The sequence below is a fragment of the Desulfohalovibrio reitneri genome, assembly GCF_000711295.1.
GTDB lineage: Bacteria > Desulfobacterota > Desulfovibrionia > Desulfovibrionales > Desulfovibrionaceae > Desulfohalovibrio > Desulfohalovibrio reitneri.
Window position 1 is genome coordinate 560,150 of the sequence record NZ_JOMJ01000003.1, and the last position, 16,423, is coordinate 576,572.

Here is a 16,423-nt window from a genome sequence, read left to right on the forward strand (position 1 = left end):
CTACTGCCGGGCGCATGAGCCGTTACCAGCCTATCCCCAACATTCTGGCCGATTTTCCGGACTGCAACTGCTTCGCCTGCTCGCCCACCCACGAGTGGGGCTTCCGCCTGCGCTTCTTCCACGACACCGATACAGGCGAGGTGGTGTCCACTCTGGACGCGGCCAAGGAGGCCATGGCCGGATTTCCCGGCGTGCTGCACGGCGGCTTCCAGACCATGTTGCTGGACGAAGTCATGTTCTGGGCGGCATTGCACGCCTCGGAGCGGTTCGTGGTCACAGGGTCGCTCAACGTCCGTTTTCGCCGCGCGGTGCGCACCGGCCAGCCCATCGAGTGCCGGGCCAGGGCGGACAAGGTGGGCGCGCGGGTGGTGGCCTGTTCCGGGCGGCTGCTGCAGAACGGCCGGGAAGTCGCCGGAGGGGAGGGCAAGTTCGTCACCCCGGACGAAAAAACCTTCCGCGAATCCCTGGGATTGGACGAGGTGCCCGAGAGCTTTCGCCGCTACCTGCGCTGACTTGCCCACCGGCACAAGGCGGGCTATCCTGCCTCGCCGCGACGGTGGGTGCGCTTTCCCTTGCGTCCAGGGGGCACTTCGCTTACACCTTGCCCACCGCGAATCCGTCCAACCATAACTTTCTGCGACTCCGCCGCCATGCCCAAACGCGACGACATCAAGAAGATCCTCATCATCGGCTCCGGCCCCATCATCATCGGCCAAGCCTGCGAGTTCGACTACTCCGGCGTGCAGGCCGTCAAAGCCCTCAAGGAAGAGGGCTACGAGGTGGTCCTGGTCAACTCCAATCCGGCCACCATCATGACCGATCCGGAACTGGCCGACCGCACCTACGTGGAGCCCATCACCCCCGAGGTGGTCATCAAGATCATCGAGGCAGAGCGGCCCGACGCCCTGCTGCCCACCCTGGGCGGGCAGACCGGCCTGAACACGGCCCTGGCCGTGGCCGAGAGCGGCAAGCTCGAGGAACTGGGCGTGGAGCTCATCGGCGCTTCCCAGGAGGCCATCCGCAAGGCCGAGTCCCGCGAGGAGTTCAGGGACGCCATGCACAGCATCGGCCTGCGCCTGCCCCATTCCGGCTTCGCGCGGAACATGGACGAGGTGCGCCAACTGGGCCGGGAGATCGACTTCCCCGTTATCATCCGCCCGGCCTACACACTGGGCGGCACAGGCGGCGGCGTGGCCTACAACATGGAGGACCTGGAGGAGATAGGCCGGGGCGGCCTGGATGCCTCCATGAAGCACGAGGTCATGGTCGAGGAGTCCATCCTGGGTTGGAAGGAGTACGAACTGGAGGTCATGCGGGACAAAAACGGCTCCTGCGTGATCATCTGCTCCATCGAGAACCTCGACCCCATGGGCGTGCACACCGGCGACTCCATCACCGTGGCCCCGGCGCAGACCCTCACCGACGTCGAGTACCAGGAGATGCGCAACGCGGCCATCGCCATCATGAACGAGATCGGCGTGGACACCGGCGGCTCCAACTGCCAGTTCGCGGTCAACCCGGAGAACGGCGACATGGTGGTCATCGAGATGAACCCCCGCGTCTCCCGTTCCTCCGCCCTGGCTTCCAAAGCCACCGGCTTCCCCATCGCCAAGATCGCAGCCAAGCTGGCCGTGGGCTACACCCTGGACGAGATCCCCAACGACATCACCCGCGAGACCATGGCCTCGTTCGAGCCGACCATCGACTACTGCGTGGTCAAGCTGCCCCGGTTCACTTTCGAGAAGTTCCCCGGGGCCAAGGACGAGCTGACCACGGCCATGCGCAGCGTGGGCGAGACCATGGCCATCGGCCGCACCTTCAAGGAGGCCCTGCAGAAGGGGCTGCGCGGCCTGGAGATCGGGGCCATCGGCCTGGGCAAGGATTTCGCCGAGCCCGACTGCGACATGGAAACCCTGCGCGCCCGCATGCGCCGTCCCCACTCCCGCCGGATCTTCGACATCCGCACGGCCATGCGCTGTGGCCTGAGCCTGGAGGAGATTTTCCGCGACACGGCCGTGGACCCCTGGTTCCTGCGCCAGATCAAGGAAATCGTGGACATGGAGGAGGAGCTGCGGGAGTTTGGCCTGTCCGAGAACCTCTCCCCGGAGAACCCCGCTCTGGCCCCAATGCTGCATAAGGCCAAGGCCAACGGCTTCTCCGACCGCCAGCTGGCCACCCTGTGGAAATGGAACCGCCATGACCTGCGCCGCCTGCGCCAGAAGCTCGGGGTGGAGCCCACCTTCTATCTTGTCGATACCTGCGCGGCCGAGTTCGAGGCCTATACCCCGTACTACTATTCCACCTATGAGTCCGGCCGGGAGATCGATCCCATGGCCGGCCGAAAGGTCATGATCCTGGGCGGCGGGCCCAACCGCATCGGCCAGGGCATCGAGTTCGACTACTGCTGCTGCCACTGCTCCTTCTCTCTGCGGGAGATGGGCGTGGGCTCCATCATGGTCAACTCCAACCCCGAGACCGTGTCCACCGACTACGACACCTCGGACCGCCTCTTCTTCGAGCCCCTGACCTTCGAGGACGTGATGAACATCATCGACCTCGAGCAGCCCGAAGGCGTGGTGGTGCAGTTCGGCGGGCAGACCCCGCTGAATCTGGCCGTGCCGCTCATGCGCGCCGGGGTGCCCATTCTGGGAACATCCCCGGATTCCATCGACCGCGCCGAGGACCGCGAGCGGTTCCAGAGCCTGCTCAACAAGCTGAACCTCAAGCAGCCCGCCAACGGTATCGCCAAGTCCGAGGCCGAGGCAATCCGCATCGCCGGGGACATCGGCTATCCCGTGGTGGTCCGCCCCTCCTACGTGCTGGGCGGCCGGGCCATGATGATCGTCTACGACGACGCCGAGCTGGACAACTACTTCCGCGAGGCCGCCTTCGTCTCGCCCGAGCACCCCATCCTCATCGACAAGTTCCTGGAGAGCGCCATTGAGGTTGACGTGGACGCCTTGTCCGACGGCGAGGACACCTTCGTGGGGGGCATCATGGAGCACATCGAGGAGGCGGGCATCCACTCCGGCGACTCCGCCTGCGTCATCCCCGCCCATACCATCGGCGAGGAGGTCGAGGAGGAGATCAGGCGGCAGACCAAGGCCCTGGCCGTGGAATTGAACGTCGTCGGCCTGATGAACATCCAGTTTGCCGTCAGGGACGGGGAAATCTACATCCTGGAGGTCAACCCCCGCGCCTCCCGCACCGTGCCCTTCGTCTCCAAGGCCACCGGCGTGCCCCTGGCCAAGCTGGCCACCCGGGTCATGCTGGGCGAGAAACTGGCCGAGCTGGACCCCTGGTCCATGCGCAAGACCGGCCACGTCTCGGTCAAGGAGGCGGTATTCCCCTTCAACCGCTTCCCCGGCGTGGATGTGCTCCTCGGCCCCGAGATGCGCTCCACCGGCGAGGTCATGGGCATGGACGACAACTTCGGCCTGGCCTACCTCAAGGCGCAGCACGCCGCGGGGCAGAAGCTGCCCACCTCGGGCACGGTCTTCATTTCGGTCAACGACACCGACAAGGAGGCCGTTCTGGAACCGGCCAGGGTATTCGCCGAGCTTGGCTTCGGCATAACCGCCAGCCGGGGCACGGCGGCGCACCTGCGCAAGCACGGCCTGGAATGCGAGGAAGTCCTCAAGGTCTACGAGGGCAGGCCGCACATCGTGGACGCCATCAAGAACCGCCAGATCGATCTGGTCATCAACACCGTCAGCGGCAAGAAGACCATTCACGACTCCAAGAGCCTGCGCCAGGCGGCCCTGCTGTACGGCATCCCGTACGCCACCACCATCGCCGGGGCGCGGGCCATGGCCCATGCCGTGCGGGCGCGCAGCCACGCCGGACTGGGCGTGCAGTGCCTGCAGGAGTACTACGGAGAGTAGGGCTTGCCGACCCGGCTCGGCCGCCTTACCACAGGGGGGCACCAACCCCTCGGAAGGACGCCATGAGCAAAAAGGAATACTGCGGCCTCTTCGGCATTTACAACCACGAGGAAGCCGCCCGGCTGGCCTATTACGGCCTCTACGCCCAGCAGCACCGCGGGCAGGAGTCCGCGGGCATCGTCACCTGGGACGGCGCGAAGATCCGCGAGCAGAAAGGCATGGGCCTGGTGCCGGATATCTTCACCGAGCGGCACCTGGGCAAGGAGCTCAAGGGGCGCATCGCCGTGGGGCACGTGCGCTACTCCACCACCGGGGCCTCCCTCATCCGCAACGCCCAGCCGTTTCTGGTGCGCATCGGCGACATGCAGTTGGCCATCGCCCACAACGGCAACCTGGTGAACACGCTGGAACTGCGGCGGGAGCTCGAGGCTTCCGGCTCCATCTTCCAGACCACCATGGACTCGGAAATTTTCGTCCACCTCATCGCCCGCAACCTGACCAACGGTGGACTGGAGGAGGCGGTCAAGAAGGCCTGCGCCAAGGTGCGCGGGGCCTACTCCCTGCTCATCCTGGCCAATGACAAGCTCATCGCGGTCAAGGACCCCCACGGCTTTAGGCCCCTGGCCCTGGGTCGGGTGGCCGACGCCTACGTCCTGGCCTCCGAGACCTGCGCCTTCGACCTTCTGGAGGCCGAGTACCTGCGCCCCATCGATCCGGGCGAGATGCTGGTCATCAACGGCAAGTGCGTAGAATCCCACCGCATCGCGGAAAAGGGCGACGTGCGGCAGTGCATCTTCGAGCAGATCTACTTCGCCCGGCCGGATTCCAGGGTATTCGGGGAGGTGGTCTACGACAGCCGCAAGCGCATGGGCCGCGAGCTGGCCCGCGAGGCGGACGTGCAGGGCGATTTCGTCATGCCCTTCCCGGATTCGGGCAACTTCGCCGCCCTGGGCTACTCCCAGGAGTCCGGGCTGCCGCTGGAGCTTTGCATGATCCGCAACCACTACGTGGGCCGGACGTTCATCCAGCCTTCACAGTCGGTGCGCGACTTCTCCACCCGCATCAAGATCAATCCCGTGCGCCCCATGATCAAGGGCAAGCGCATCGTCATTGTGGACGACTCCATCGTGCGCGGCACCACCATCCGCACCCGCGTGAAGAAACTGCGCGAACTGGGCGCGACCGAGGTGCACATGCGCGTTTCCTGTCCGCCCATCCGCTTTCCCTGTTTCTACGGCATCGATTTCTCCTCCAAGGGCGAACTCATCGCGGCCAACAACACTGTCCGCGAGATCGCCCAGTTCTGCGGGCTGGATTCCCTGCATTACCTTACGGTGGACGGGCTGCTGAACACCGTGGAGCACCCGGACAACTATTGCCTGGCCTGCTTCACCGGCGACTACCCCATCGACATCCCCTCCGAGGCGTGCAAGGGCTGCCTGGAGGACGAAGTGGCCCTGTCCTGGTAGGAGGCGCGAAGGTGGACGGCAGCCGAGACTGGACCGCCCTGGGCCGCGAGGTCATCGACATCGAGATCGACGGGTTGCGCCGGGTGCGCGACCGTTTGGGCGAGTCCTTCGCCCGGGCCGTGGAGATGCTGGGCGACTGCCCTGGCCGCGTGGTGGTCACGGGCATCGGCAAGTCCGGGCTGGTGGGGCGCAAGATCGCGGCCACCTTTTCCTCCACCGGAACCCCCGCGACCTTTCTTCACCCCGTGGAGGGCGCCCACGGCGACCTGGGCATGGTCCGCCCGGGCGACGTGGTGCTGGCCATCTCCAACTCCGGCGAAACCGACGAACTCAACGCCATCCTCCCCGCTCTGCGCAGCCTGGGGGCCAATCTGGTGGCCATGACCGGCGGCAACGGCTCCACCTTGGCCTCCATGGCCGACCTGGTGCTGGACTGCGGCGTGGAGCGCGAGGCCTGCCCGCTGGGGCTTGCGCCCACCGCCTCCACCTCCGCCCAACTGGCCGTGGGCGACGCCCTGGCCGTCTGCCTCATCGAACGGGGCCAGTTCGGCGAGGCGGACTTTCAGCGTTGCCACCCGGGCGGGGCGCTGGGCCGCAGGCTGGCCTGCCGGGTGGAGGAGATCATGCAGCGGGAGAACCTGCCGGTGGTCGCTCCCGGCACGCCCGTGACCAGGGCCCTGGAGGTTATGACCTCCGGCGGCCTGGGGTTCGTGGCCGTGGCCGAGGACGGGCGGCTGCGGGGTGTGCTCAGCGACGGCGATGTGCGGCGGCTGGCCTCTTCCGGCCTGCTGGACCCGGCCCGGCCGGTGGACGACGCCATGACCGCCGATCCCAAGGTGCTGCGCGTTGGGCAGTCCGCGGCCCAGGCCATGGACCTCATGGAGTCGCGCCAGATCACCGTGCTGCCCGTGCTGGACGGCGACGGCGGGCTGGCGGGCATGGTCCATCTGCACGACCTGCTGGGCAAGGGACGGTTCAAGTTTGCCGGTTAATCCGGAAGGTTCTTCAGCAGGAGCCACCGCACTCGGCCATTGGCGGGAGGGGTGGCTGTGCGCCGAGAGCGTGCTCCTGGCCGTGGCGGACGCGTTTGCCTGGCGAAGCCCCTTTATCCCCCGCATGGCCACCGCCTTCTGCTCCGGACTTTCCCGCAGCCGGGGTCCGTGCGGCGCGCTCATGGGCGGGGTGCTGGCCGTGAGCTTGGCCCACGGCCGCGACGCGCCCTCCGGCGACCTCATGGCCGCCTACGCTCCGTCCCAGGAGTTGATCGACGGCTTCCGGGACGCCTTTGGGTCCATCGACTGCGCTGAGTTGCTGGGACTGGACCTGTCCACGGACGAGGGCAGGGCGGCCTTTGCCGCCGGAGGCTACCGCGAGTCCCATTGCGCGCGGTTCGTTGCCCTGGCCGCCGCCATGGCAAGCCAGCTGGCCGCCTGGCCCCTGGACCTCGACGGCCAAACAGGCTAGGCCGGGTCTCCCATGGCCGCGACCTACCTCAAACTCATCGGCTCCATGCTCCTGTGGGGAGGCACCTGGGTGGCCGGGCGCTACGTGGCCCCGCAGTTGCCTCCCTTTCCCGCCGCTTTCCTGCGTTTCCTCTTCGCCGGGGTGTTCCTGCTGTTCCTGCTGGGCAGAGTGCAGGGGCGCATCACTCCGCCCACCCGCAAGGAGTGGCTGCCCCTGGTGCTTTTGGGGCTTACAGGCATTTTCGGCTACAACGCCTTTTTCTTTTCCGGCCTGCAGACCGTGGCCGCGGGGCGGGCCGCCCTCATCATCGCCTCCATCCCAGCCTGCATGACCCTGGTGGCCGTCATTTTCATGGGAGAGCGGTTGACCATCTCCAGACTGGCGGGCATCCCCCTCTCCCTGCTCGGGGTATGGGCAATACTCACGGAGTTCGACCCCGGGGTGCTGCTGCGCGGCGGAGTGGGTGAGGGCGAGTTCTTCCTGTTCGGCTGCGTGGCCTGCTGGACCGCCTATTCCCTGCTGGGCAAGAAGTACATGGCGGGTATGAGCCCGCTCTTCGCCGTGGCTTGGTCCTGCCTCGTCGGCGACGCCCTGTTGCTGATTCCGGCCATGGTCCAGGGGCTGCCGTCGCTGGCCGTTGACATGCCCCTGTCCGTGTGGGCCTGCCTAGCCTACCTTGGCGTCATGGCCACGGGACTGGCCTTCGCCTGGTACTATGAGGGCATCAAGGCCATCGGCGCGGGCCGCGCCGGGGTCTTCATCAATCTTGTGCCGGTGACGGCCATCGTCCTGGGGGTGGTGCTGCTGGACGAGCGGATCACCCTCTCCCTGGTGGTGGGCGGGGCCATGGTCATCGGCGGGGTGTGGCTGACCAACCGGCCCGCCCGAAAAAATCTGCGCACGCGCGCGAGGATCTGACATGTCCGCGAGCAATCGCACACGCTGGGATATAGTGGCCGCCTGCATTATCCTGGTTTCCGTGGCCGCCAAGCTATGGGTGGTGGCCACCGGCCAACTGAACCTGGTGCAGGACGAGGCCCAGTACTGGGACTGGACCCGGCAGTTGCAGTGGTCCTACTACTCCAAGGGCCCCCTCATCGCCTGGATCATCCATCTGGGGACCTCCATCTTCGGCGATACCGAGCTCGGCGTGCGCATCGGGGCCATCGTGGGCTCCGGCCTGACCCAGGCGGTCATCTATCTGGGCGTGGCGCGATTGTGGTCCATGCCCCGGACGGCGGTGTGGACCCTGGTCATCGCCAACACCGCGCCCATGTTCATGGCCTCGGGCATCCTCATGACCACGGACAACCCGCTGGTGCTGTGCTGGGCGGGCTCCATCTTCTGCCTGGACGCGGCCACCAGGCCCGAAACCTCCGCCCGGTGGCGCAAGGCCGCCTTCCTGGGCATGGGCGTGCTGGTGGCCTTCGGCATTCTGGCCAAGTACATGATGCTGGCCTTCCCCCCGCTGGCCCTGGCCTACTGCGGCTGGCTGTGGTGGCGGGGCCGACTGCCCGAGGGCTTCTGGAAGCCCTGTCTGCTGGCCCTGGCCGCGGGAACCGCGCTCGGCTTTTTGCCCATCCTCATCTGGAACGCCCAGAACGACTGGGTGGGCTTCCGCCACGTCTCCCACCTGGCGGGCGTGGACAAGGAGAGTTTCTTCCGCCTGGACCGCTTCCCGGATTACTTCGGCTCCCAGGTTGGGCTGATGACACCGTGGTGGTTCATCTTCCTGCTGTGGGGCGGCTGGCGCGCCCTGAAACAGGCCACGGGAAGAGGCGAGGGGCTCCTTCCTGACCGCGACCGCGCCGGGCTGCTGGCCATCTTTTTCTGGCCCATGTGGATATTCTTCATCTTCTGGAGCTTCCACACCAAGATCCAGCCTAACTGGTCAGCGGTCAGCTACGTGGCGGGCATCATGCTCACCGGCTTCCTGTTCGACCGCTTCTTCCACGCCAGCGCGTCCCGCTGGCGCAAGGTCTGGCCCGCCCTGGGGCTGGCCATCTTTCTGATCGCCCACTTCCAGTCCGTTCTGCCCCTGCCCGCCCATCTCAACCCGGCCCACCGGCTCAAGGGCTGGGACGACCTGGGACTGGAGGTGGAGGAGATGCGCCTGACCCGCTTCCCGAACCCGGACAAGGTATTCATCTTCTCCGAGCAGTACGACATGACCTCGGCCCTGGCCTTTTACGTGCCAGGCCAGCCCAGGACCTACTGCGCCTGGATCGACCGCCGCATGAACCAGTACGACATCTGGGCCGGCCCCCAGGACAAGGTGGGCTGGGACGCGGTCTACGTCCGCAAGTACTTCAAGGGCGACACCGACCAGGGGGTGCGCGAGATGTTCGATCGCGTGGAAGGACCCATCCACTTCCAGAGCACCTTCCAGGGCGAATCGGCCAGAAAGTACACCATCTTCCTGTGCTACGATTTCAACGGCCATTGGCCCCAGCAAGAAGGGCAGTACTGACGTTACAGCCATTGGACAATGGGGGTATTCCCCATTGCCCAATGGCTCCGCTCGTCTCCAGGGGGAGCCGTTTGGCGGAGACGGCGGGCGGCCGGATTTGAGTTTGTTCCGCCAAGCCCGGCGAGTCCCATTCCGCAATCGTCTGATTCTCCCCTTTTCATTTCTCCGGGATTTGGCTATCGCTGTGCCCAGCGGCCGGGACCACCCCGTGTCGAGATCGAGCATTCCGCGTTTTTCGGAGCCACCGCACCTTCCGGCGCTTCCACCGGCGAATCTTCCGGCTCCCCATGCGCCGACGACCGTCCCGGCCGCTTTTTTCCGTCCCGATGGCGTCCCTGGACATTGGCTAGTGGACGTTTTACTTTCCACCCGCCGCCCTGGCGGCGGCGGAAAGGGCTTTTTTGGCAAGGATACCGTGCAGGAAAACCCGAGCATCACTCCAGCGAACACCGCCCAGGACCCGCATGTCTGCTCCCGGTGCGCCGACATGGGACGGACCTGCTGCAACCTGACTCCCGGCCAGGAGGAGTTGTGCTTCCCCCTGTCCGGGATCGAGATGGATCGCATCGGCGACTTCACGGGCAGGCGGGGCTGGTTCACCCAGGAACCCAACACCGAGGCCTTCCTCGGATTCATGACCAAGCTTTTTCCCGGCGAGGAACACTTGGTGCGCCGCCTCTTCCACCCCCGCAAAAGCCACTACCGGCTGGCCACGCTGCCGGACGGCAGTTGCAAGATGCTGGGTGAGCACGGCTGCCGCCTTCCCCGCGAGGCCCGTCCCTACTACTGCCGCCTTTTTCCCCTGTGGTTCTCCGGCGAATCGCCCATGGCGCTGGCCGGCAACTGCCTCGCGGTCAGCGAATCGCGGGGCACTGCCGCCCTGCTGCGGAGCATGGACATGAGCCGCCGCACCGCACGCGACCTCTTCTCCAGGCTGCGCATGGCCTGGGGGCTGCCGCCGGAAAAAGGCATGGAAAACGTTACCATCCGCTTAAAGCAAGACTGATATGAAACGCTTTCTCATCGGCGCGGCCATCGCGCTCTCCATTTTGCTCCTGGTGGGCCTCGGTTCGGCCGTTGGCCTGTACTTCTGGGCCTCGCAGGACCTGCCCAACATCAAGCGCATCGAGGACTACAAGCCGCCGCTTGTGACCACCGTGCGTACCGAGGAGGACGAGGTCCTGGGCCACTTCTACCGCGAAAAGCGCTGGCTGGTCACTCTGGATCAGATTCCCGAATACCTGCCCAAGGCCTTTCTGGCGGCCGAGGACGCGGCCTTCTACGAGCACGAGGGCGTGGACCTGCAGGCCATCTTCCGGGCGGCCATGCGCAACATGGCCGCGGGCGAGATCAAGCAGGGCGGCTCCACCATCACCCAGCAGGTCATCAAGCGGCTGCTGCTCACGCCGGAGCGTAGCTACAAGCGCAAGCTCAAGGAGGCCATCCTGGCCTACCGGCTGGAACGCTTTCTGAGCAAGGACGACATCCTGACCATCTACCTCAACCAAATCTACCTGGGAGCCGGGGCCTACGGCGTGGAAGCCGCGGCCCGCATCTACTTCGGCACCCACGTGGAGGAGTTGAGCCTGGCCCAGTCCGCCATGCTGGCGGGCCTGCCCCAGTTGCCCAGCCGCTACAACCCTTACCGCCACTGGGACGCGGCCAAGCGGCGGCAGGACTACGTGCTGGGGCAGATGCTGGACAAGGGCTGGATCAGCCAGGAGCAGTACAATGAGGCCCAGGCCGAGGAAATCGTCCTCGACAGCATGCCCGACCCCTCCTGGGGCGACGGCGCGTATTATCTCGAGGAAGTACGCCGCTGGCTCATCGACCGCTTCGGCGAGGACACGGTGTACGAGGGCGGCCTGCGCGTGACCGTGGCCTGCGACCTGGAGCACCAGAAGGCGGCAGAGGAATCACTGCGCGACGGCCTGGTGGCTTCGACCCACCGCCGGGGCTGGAAGGGGCCGATCGACCATCTCGAGCCCGAGGGGTACGGCGACTTCCTCACCGGGGAGAAGGCTCCGGATGAGTTGCCCGAGAAGGGGGACTGGCTGCAAGTTCTGGTAACAAGCGTGGACAAGTCCGGGGCAAAAGCCGATTTCGGCAACGCCACGGCGGCCATCTCCGTGGAGAGCATGCACTGGTGCCGCGAACCCAACCTGGACAAGGCCACCGACGAGGTCCCGGCCATCAAGGACGCCCGCAAGGTGGTCGAGCCCGGCGACGTGATCTGGGCCGAGGTGGTCGCTCCGCCCGAGGAGGAGGGCGGCCTCTGGAAGCTGGACATCCAGCAGAAACCCGAGGTGCAGGGCGCGCTGGTCTCCGTGGAGCCAGGGAGCGGCAAGATTCTGGCCCTGGTGGGCGGCTACAGCTTCGCCGAGTCGCAGTTCAACCGGGCCACCCAGGCCGAGCGCCAGCCCGGATCCGCCTTCAAGCCCATCGTCTATTCCGCCGCCCTGGACAACGGCTTCACCCCCGCCTCCATCCTGCTTGACGCGCCCATCGTCTACACGGACTACGAAACGGACGAGACCTGGAAGCCGGAGAACTTCGAGGAAGTCTTCCACGGCCCCACGCTCCTGCGTACGGCCCTGGTCAAGTCGCGCAACCTGGTGACCATCCGGGTGGCCCAGAAGTTGGGCATCGACACCATCATCAAGCGCGCCAAGACCCTGGGGCTGGAGTCCGACTTCAAGCACAACCTCTCCGTGGCCCTCGGCTCCTCAGAGGTCACGCTGCTCAATCTCTCCCAGGCCTACACCACCTTCGCTCGGGGCGGCACCTACGTGAAGCCCAGGGCCGTGCTGGAAGTGAAGAGCGCCTGGGGAGAGGAACTTTACACCAGCGAGAAGGAGGTCGAGGAGGCCATCAGCCCCCAGACAGCCTACATCATGGCCTCCCTCATGCAGGACGTGGTGAAGTACGGTACAGGCTGGCGCGCCAAGCAGCTCAAGCGCCCGGTGGCGGGCAAGACCGGCACTACCAACGAGGAGCGGGACGCCTGGTTCATGGGCTACACGCCCTACCTGCTCTCCGGGGTTTACGTGGGCTTCGACGACCACCGGCCCATGGGCAAGTGGGAGACCGGCTCCCGGGCGGCTTCCTCCATCTGGGCGGATTACCGTCTGAAAATCGAGGGCGACTACGAGCCCAGGGACTTCCCTCAGCCCGACGGCGTGACCATGGTCCGCATCGACGCCGAAAACGGCCTCTTGGCCGGGACACAAACCCAGGAGCAGTTCTTCCTGCCCTTCAAGTCGGGCACCGAGCCCACCGAGGTCTCCACGGGCGGCTCCTCCATGGAGAGCGCCAAGTCCAAGGGCGAGGATCTGCTCAAACAGGTGTTCTAGAATGCGCACCAGACGCGGCGACGCCGACCCCTTCATCACCAAGGACGGCTCCGAGGTGCGCGAGTTAATGCATCCCGCGCGCCATGAGGGACCGGCCAACCATAGCCTGGCCGAGGCCGTGGTGCCGCCCGGCGTGAAAACGGCTGTGCACCGCCATCCCAAGAGCGAAGAGTTTTACCACGTCATCCGGGGCCGCGGGGTGATGCTGCTGGGCGGGGAGCGGTTCGACATCGCGCCCGGCGACACGGTCTGCATTTCCCCCGGCGTGCGGCACGGCCTGGAGAATCCCCATTCCGAGGAACTGGCCGTACTGTGCTGCTGCTCGCCGGCCTACGACCACCAAGATACCCTGCTGGAGGACTGACATGCCCATCGTGCTCGTGGAAACCACCTTTCCCATGGACCGGACCGCCCGGGAGGATTTCGCCCTGGGTCTTTCCAGCCGCTGCGCCGAGTGGCTGGGCAAGCCCGAGTCCTCGGTTATGGTCCGAGTGCGCTGCGAGGACTCCATGAGCTTCGGTGGCTCCATGGAGCCTTGCGCCTTTGTGGAGTTCAAGTCGGTTGGGCTGGCGGAAGAGGACTGCCCGGAACTGAGCGCCAAGCTGTGCGACTTCGTGGGCGAGGCCTGCGAAACCTCTCGGGACAGAATCTATGTGGAGTTCAAGGATTTGCGGCGTGGTTACGTGGGTGCCAGGGGCACCACCCTGGCGGGCTGACGGAGTTTCTCGCCTCGGGCCGCCCGCTGCGTACCGGGCGGCCCGAGGCGAAGCGGCTCAGGCCAGGGAGGATTCCTTGCTCGGAGGCGGTTTTCCGGCCCACTCCGTTGGCGACTCGCTGAAGTTTTTTTGGGCCTCGTAAAAGCCCAGATCAAAGGCTTCCAGGTTGAGGTCGATGATCTTGGCCGGAAGATTCTCGCGCAGGGCCCACCGCATGGTCTCTGGCTCGGCCCAGGGCAGCATGTGGGTCAGCGCGCCCAGAACCACCACGTTCATGGCCTGGGGCACCTTGATGTGCTCGCGGGTGAGTTCCGTGAAGGGCAGCCCCACATAGACGTTGGAGGGGGGCTGGGCAACCAGTCCGGTGTCCAGCACAAGCACGCCGCCCGTCTTCAGGTAGCGGTAGTAGGCGTAGCAGGCCTCCTGGGACAGGGCCACCAGCAGGTCCAGGCTTTCGGTCTTGGGGTAGCTGATGGGGTTGGAGCTGACCACCAGGTCGCAGCGAGAGGCCCCGCCGCGCGCCTCCGGGCCGTAGCTCTGGGTCTGGGTGACGTAGTAGCCGTGGCCCAGGGCCAGCCCGTGGCCCAGGATGCGGCCCAGGGTCAGGATGCCTTGCCCGCCGGTTCCGGAAAGCCGGATCTCGAAGCGGTCGATCTTCTTCTGGTCGCTTGTCACGAGGACTCTCCCTGGGTTTCCCCGTTCTCTTGGCACAGCTTGGCGCGCAGTTCGCCGTACATCTCCTCAAGACCCGGAGTGTCGTTCTCCACAAAAGTGCCGATGGGGAACTTATCTTCCCGGTCGGCAGCGGAGAGTTTTTTCCACTTGCCAAGGGTGACGGCGTTCTCCTTGAGCCAGCGGTACATGTCCACCGGCGACTTGAAGCGGTTCTTGCGGCCGTACTGAGTGTGGCAGGGGGTCATGGCCTCCACCAGGTTGAAGCCGGGCCGCGAGATGGCCGTGCGCAGCAGCTTGTCCAGCATGGTCACCTGGAAGACGGTGCCCCGGTAGACGCCGTTGGCCCCGGCCGCGGAGGCCAGTTCCACCAGGTCGAAGGACTTCTCCATCTGCCCGAAGGGGGAGGTCTGGGTGGTGGCCCCCATGGGCGTGGTGGAGGAGCACTGCCCGCCGGTCATGCCGTAGATGTTGTTGTTGAGCACCAGGGCCGTGACGCCGATGTTGCGGCGGGCGGAGTGAATGAGGTGGTTGCCGCCGATGGAGAAGGCGTCGCCGTCGCCCATGATGGTGATGACCTTGAGCTTGGGATTGGCCATCTTGATGCCGGTGGCCACGGTCAGGGCGCGGCCGTGGGTGGTGTGCACGGTGTTGAAGTCCACGTAGGCGGCGATGCGTCCGGAGCAGCCGATGCCCGCCACGATGCAGACCTCGTCCTTGGAGAGGTCCAGGGCGTGGATGGAGCGGATGAGGGAGCCCAGCACGATGCCGTGGCCGCAGCCGGGGCAGAAGACGTGCGGGAACTTCTTGGAGTGGCGGAGATAGTGGTGGATGAGTTCGGTGATGTCGGACATGGATTACCCCTGGGTGATGGCCTTCTGTATCTGCGAGGGGGTGATGATCTGCCCGTCCACGCGGTTGATGGTCCGCACCGAGGTCTGGCAGGAGGCCACCCGCTTCACCTCGCGCGACATCTGCCCCATGTTCATCTCTGGCACGATGAGCTTGGAGCAGCGGCGCGCCAGCTTGTCCACATGCGGCTTGGGGAAGGGGAAGAGCGTCTTGAGGGTGAGCAGCCCCGCCTTATAGCCCTGCTCGCGGGCCTGGTCCACGGCCAGCTTGGCGGCGCGTGCCACCGAGCCGTAGGCGATGACGCCGATCTCGGCATCCTCGGTGCGGTGCTCGTCCACCAGCATGATGTCGGGGAAGAACTGGTCGATCTTGCGGAACAGCCGCTCCATGAGGGCGTTGACCTCGGCGGGCTTCTGGGTGGGAAAGCCCATGAGGTCGTGGGTCAGCCCGGTGACATGCTGGCGGTAGCCCGAGCCGATGGGCGGCATGGGCGAGACCCCGCGCATGGTGTCCTCGTAGGGCTTGTACCACTCCGGCGGCATGGAGGGCAGGCCGCGGTTGAAAATCTGGAAGGAGCCCGTGGGCGGGATGTCGATGCGCTCGCGGGTGTGGGCGGTGATCTCGTCCAGCAGGAGGATGACCGGGGTGCGGTACTTCTCTGCGAAGTTGAAGGCGGTGACGGTCATTTCCAGGCACTCGGGCACGTCGGAGGCGGAGAGGACGATGATGGGGTGGTCGCCGTGGGTGCCCCAGCGGGCCTGCTGCACATCGCCCTGGGCCGGGCAGGTGGGTAGGCCGGTGGAGGGGCCGCCGCGCATGACGTTGACCACCACCAGCGGCGTCTCGGCCATGCAGGCCAGACCCAGGTTTTCCTGCATCAGGGAAAAACCCGGCCCGGAGGTGGCGGTCATGGCCTTGCGCCCGGCCAGGGAGGCGCCGACGATGGCCCCCATGGAGGCGATTTCGTCCTCCATCTGGATGAATACCCCGTCGCGGGTGGCGGGTATGCGGGAGGCCATGCACTCCATGATCTCCGAGGAGGGGGTGATGGGATAGCCGGCGTAGAAGCTGCAGCCCGCGATGAGCGCGCCTTCAACCACGGCCTCATTGCCCAGGGCGAAGAGGGATCGCTGGGTGTCCTGGGGTGCGGTCATCTAGCTTTCCTCCTCGAGCTGCTCTTCCTCGAGCTGCTCCACAAGCCGCTTGCGGCGGCCGGCCGGCTTGACCACGATGGCGAAGTCCGGGCAGTGCCGTTCGCAGAAGCCGCAGTTGACGCATTCCTCGGGCTTGGCCACGCGGGCCTTGCCCTCTTCGGAGAGTTCCAGCACCTGCTGCGGGCAGAAAGCCAGGCAGATGCCGCACCCTTTGCACCAGTCGGGGTAGATGTGGTGGACGGTCTGTCCCTTGGTCTGTTTCTTGGCGGTCATGGCGTCCATTTGGTTTCGCCGTCGGCCAGGGGCCTTCGGGCGGTGGTCCGGCGTTGGGGTTGGAAGCCTAGCCAAGACGTAACGCAAAGGCAACAGAATCCCTGCCCGGGGAATGT

15 protein-coding genes are annotated in these 16,423 nt (G+C 65.9%); 11 read left to right on the forward strand and 4 right to left on the reverse strand.

All coding sequences use genetic code 11. The features are described from left to right. The first annotated feature begins 14 nt into the window (after window positions 1–14). The 11 genes from N911_RS17340 to N911_RS16575 all read left to right on the forward strand — a co-directional run bounded on the left by N911_RS17340 (window position 15) and on the right by N911_RS16575 (window position 13,356). On the forward strand, window positions 15–512 hold the full coding sequence (locus N911_RS17340) for a PaaI family thioesterase (protein ID WP_051693870.1): 498 nt from the start codon (window positions 15–17) through the stop codon (window positions 510–512). A gap of 138 nt (window positions 513–650) precedes the next feature. Beyond that, window positions 651–3,884, forward strand: a complete 3,234-nt coding sequence (gene carB, locus N911_RS0103125; protein WP_029894247.1) for a carbamoyl-phosphate synthase large subunit — start codon at window positions 651–653, stop codon at window positions 3,882–3,884. Window positions 3,885–3,946: 62 nt separating this feature from the next. Beyond that, the gene (purF, locus tag N911_RS0103130) at window positions 3,947–5,353 is read left to right on the forward strand and encodes an amidophosphoribosyltransferase (protein WP_029894249.1); all 1,407 of its coding nucleotides are present in this window, start codon (window positions 3,947–3,949) and stop codon (window positions 5,351–5,353) included. Between the two features lie 11 nt (window positions 5,354–5,364). After that, window positions 5,365–6,345 (forward strand): KpsF/GutQ family sugar-phosphate isomerase, encoded by a 981-nt coding sequence (locus N911_RS0103135; RefSeq protein ID WP_035104276.1) that lies wholly within the window; start codon window positions 5,365–5,367, stop codon window positions 6,343–6,345. 70 nt (window positions 6,346–6,415) lie between these two features. Then, complete coding sequence (locus N911_RS0103140) at window positions 6,416–6,817, forward strand: C-GCAxxG-C-C family protein (RefSeq protein WP_272913345.1); 402 nt, start codon at window positions 6,416–6,418, stop codon at window positions 6,815–6,817. 12 nt (window positions 6,818–6,829) lie between these two features. Then, window positions 6,830–7,735, forward strand: a complete 906-nt coding sequence (locus tag N911_RS0103145; protein WP_029894255.1) for a DMT family transporter — start codon at window positions 6,830–6,832, stop codon at window positions 7,733–7,735. A gap of 1 nt (window position 7,736) precedes the next feature. Continuing rightward, window positions 7,737–9,287 carry an ArnT family glycosyltransferase gene (locus N911_RS0103150; RefSeq protein ID WP_029894257.1) on the forward strand — a complete coding sequence of 517 codons (1,551 nt, stop codon included), beginning with the start codon at window positions 7,737–7,739 and terminating at the stop codon, window positions 9,285–9,287. 349 nt (window positions 9,288–9,636) lie between these two features. After that, complete coding sequence (locus tag N911_RS0103155; protein WP_237559881.1) at window positions 9,637–10,293, forward strand: zinc/iron-chelating domain-containing protein; 657 nt, start codon at window positions 9,637–9,639, stop codon at window positions 10,291–10,293. A 1-nt stretch (window position 10,294) separates the two neighbouring features. Further along, window positions 10,295–12,640, forward strand: a complete 2,346-nt coding sequence (locus N911_RS0103160) for a penicillin-binding protein 1A (RefSeq protein WP_029894263.1) — start codon at window positions 10,295–10,297, stop codon at window positions 12,638–12,640. A gap of 1 nt (window position 12,641) precedes the next feature. Next, window positions 12,642–13,004: a cupin domain-containing protein gene (locus N911_RS0103165; protein ID WP_029894265.1), complete on the forward strand. Its 363-nt coding sequence runs from the start codon at window positions 12,642–12,644 to the stop codon at window positions 13,002–13,004. A 1-nt stretch (window position 13,005) separates the two neighbouring features. Further along, complete coding sequence (locus N911_RS16575; RefSeq protein ID WP_051693873.1) at window positions 13,006–13,356, forward strand: phenylpyruvate tautomerase MIF-related protein; 351 nt, start codon at window positions 13,006–13,008, stop codon at window positions 13,354–13,356. A 57-nt stretch (window positions 13,357–13,413) separates the two neighbouring features. Here the strand turns inward: N911_RS16575 and N911_RS0103175 are convergent, their stop codons facing one another. From N911_RS0103175 to N911_RS16580, 4 genes are read right to left on the reverse strand one after another with little or no spacing between them, the layout of a single operon-like run. Beyond that, entirely contained in the window at window positions 13,414–14,031 is a 618-nt protein-coding gene (locus N911_RS0103175; protein WP_029894269.1) for a 2-oxoacid:acceptor oxidoreductase family protein, read from the reverse strand. Continuing rightward, entirely contained in the window at window positions 14,028–14,882 is an 855-nt protein-coding gene (locus tag N911_RS0103180; RefSeq protein WP_029894271.1) for a 2-oxoacid:ferredoxin oxidoreductase subunit beta, read from the reverse strand. Before N911_RS0103180 ends, N911_RS0103175 begins: the two co-directional genes overlap by 4 nt. 3 nt (window positions 14,883–14,885) lie before the next feature. Further along, window positions 14,886–16,034 (reverse strand): 2-oxoacid:acceptor oxidoreductase subunit alpha, encoded by a 1,149-nt coding sequence (locus N911_RS0103185; RefSeq protein ID WP_029894273.1) that lies wholly within the window; start codon window positions 16,032–16,034, stop codon window positions 14,886–14,888. Further along, window positions 16,035–16,316: a 4Fe-4S dicluster domain-containing protein gene (locus tag N911_RS16580; RefSeq protein ID WP_341860289.1), complete on the reverse strand. Its 282-nt coding sequence runs from the start codon at window positions 16,314–16,316 to the stop codon at window positions 16,035–16,037. It lies immediately after the preceding gene. Window positions 16,317–16,423: the final 107 nt, after the last annotated feature.

What these genes read in the sequence shown, in the direction of transcription:
- N911_RS0103150 (WP_029894257.1), top strand. Translation starts at nt 7,737, where the DNA reads ATGTCCGCGAGCAATCGCACACGCTGGGATATAGTGGCCGCCTGCATT.
- carB (WP_029894247.1), top strand. Translation starts at nt 651, where the DNA reads ATGCCCAAACGCGACGACATCAAGAAGATCCTCATCATCGGCTCCGGC.
- N911_RS0103145 (WP_029894255.1), top strand. Translation starts at nt 6,830, where the DNA reads ATGGCCGCGACCTACCTCAAACTCATCGGCTCCATGCTCCTGTGGGGA.
- N911_RS0103180 (WP_029894271.1), bottom strand. Translation starts at nt 14,882, where the DNA reads ATGTCCGACATCACCGAACTCATCCACCACTATCTCCGCCACTCCAAG.
- N911_RS16580 (WP_341860289.1), bottom strand. Translation starts at nt 16,316, where the DNA reads ATGGACGCCATGACCGCCAAGAAACAGACCAAGGGACAGACCGTCCAC.
- N911_RS0103160 (WP_029894263.1), top strand. Translation starts at nt 10,295, where the DNA reads ATGAAACGCTTTCTCATCGGCGCGGCCATCGCGCTCTCCATTTTGCTC.
- N911_RS0103165 (WP_029894265.1), top strand. Translation starts at nt 12,642, where the DNA reads ATGCGCACCAGACGCGGCGACGCCGACCCCTTCATCACCAAGGACGGC.
- purF (WP_029894249.1), top strand. Translation starts at nt 3,947, where the DNA reads ATGAGCAAAAAGGAATACTGCGGCCTCTTCGGCATTTACAACCACGAG.
- N911_RS16575 (WP_051693873.1), top strand. Translation starts at nt 13,006, where the DNA reads ATGCCCATCGTGCTCGTGGAAACCACCTTTCCCATGGACCGGACCGCC.
- N911_RS17340 (WP_051693870.1), top strand. Translation starts at nt 15, where the DNA reads ATGAGCCGTTACCAGCCTATCCCCAACATTCTGGCCGATTTTCCGGAC.
- N911_RS0103185 (WP_029894273.1), bottom strand. Translation starts at nt 16,034, where the DNA reads ATGACCGCACCCCAGGACACCCAGCGATCCCTCTTCGCCCTGGGCAAT.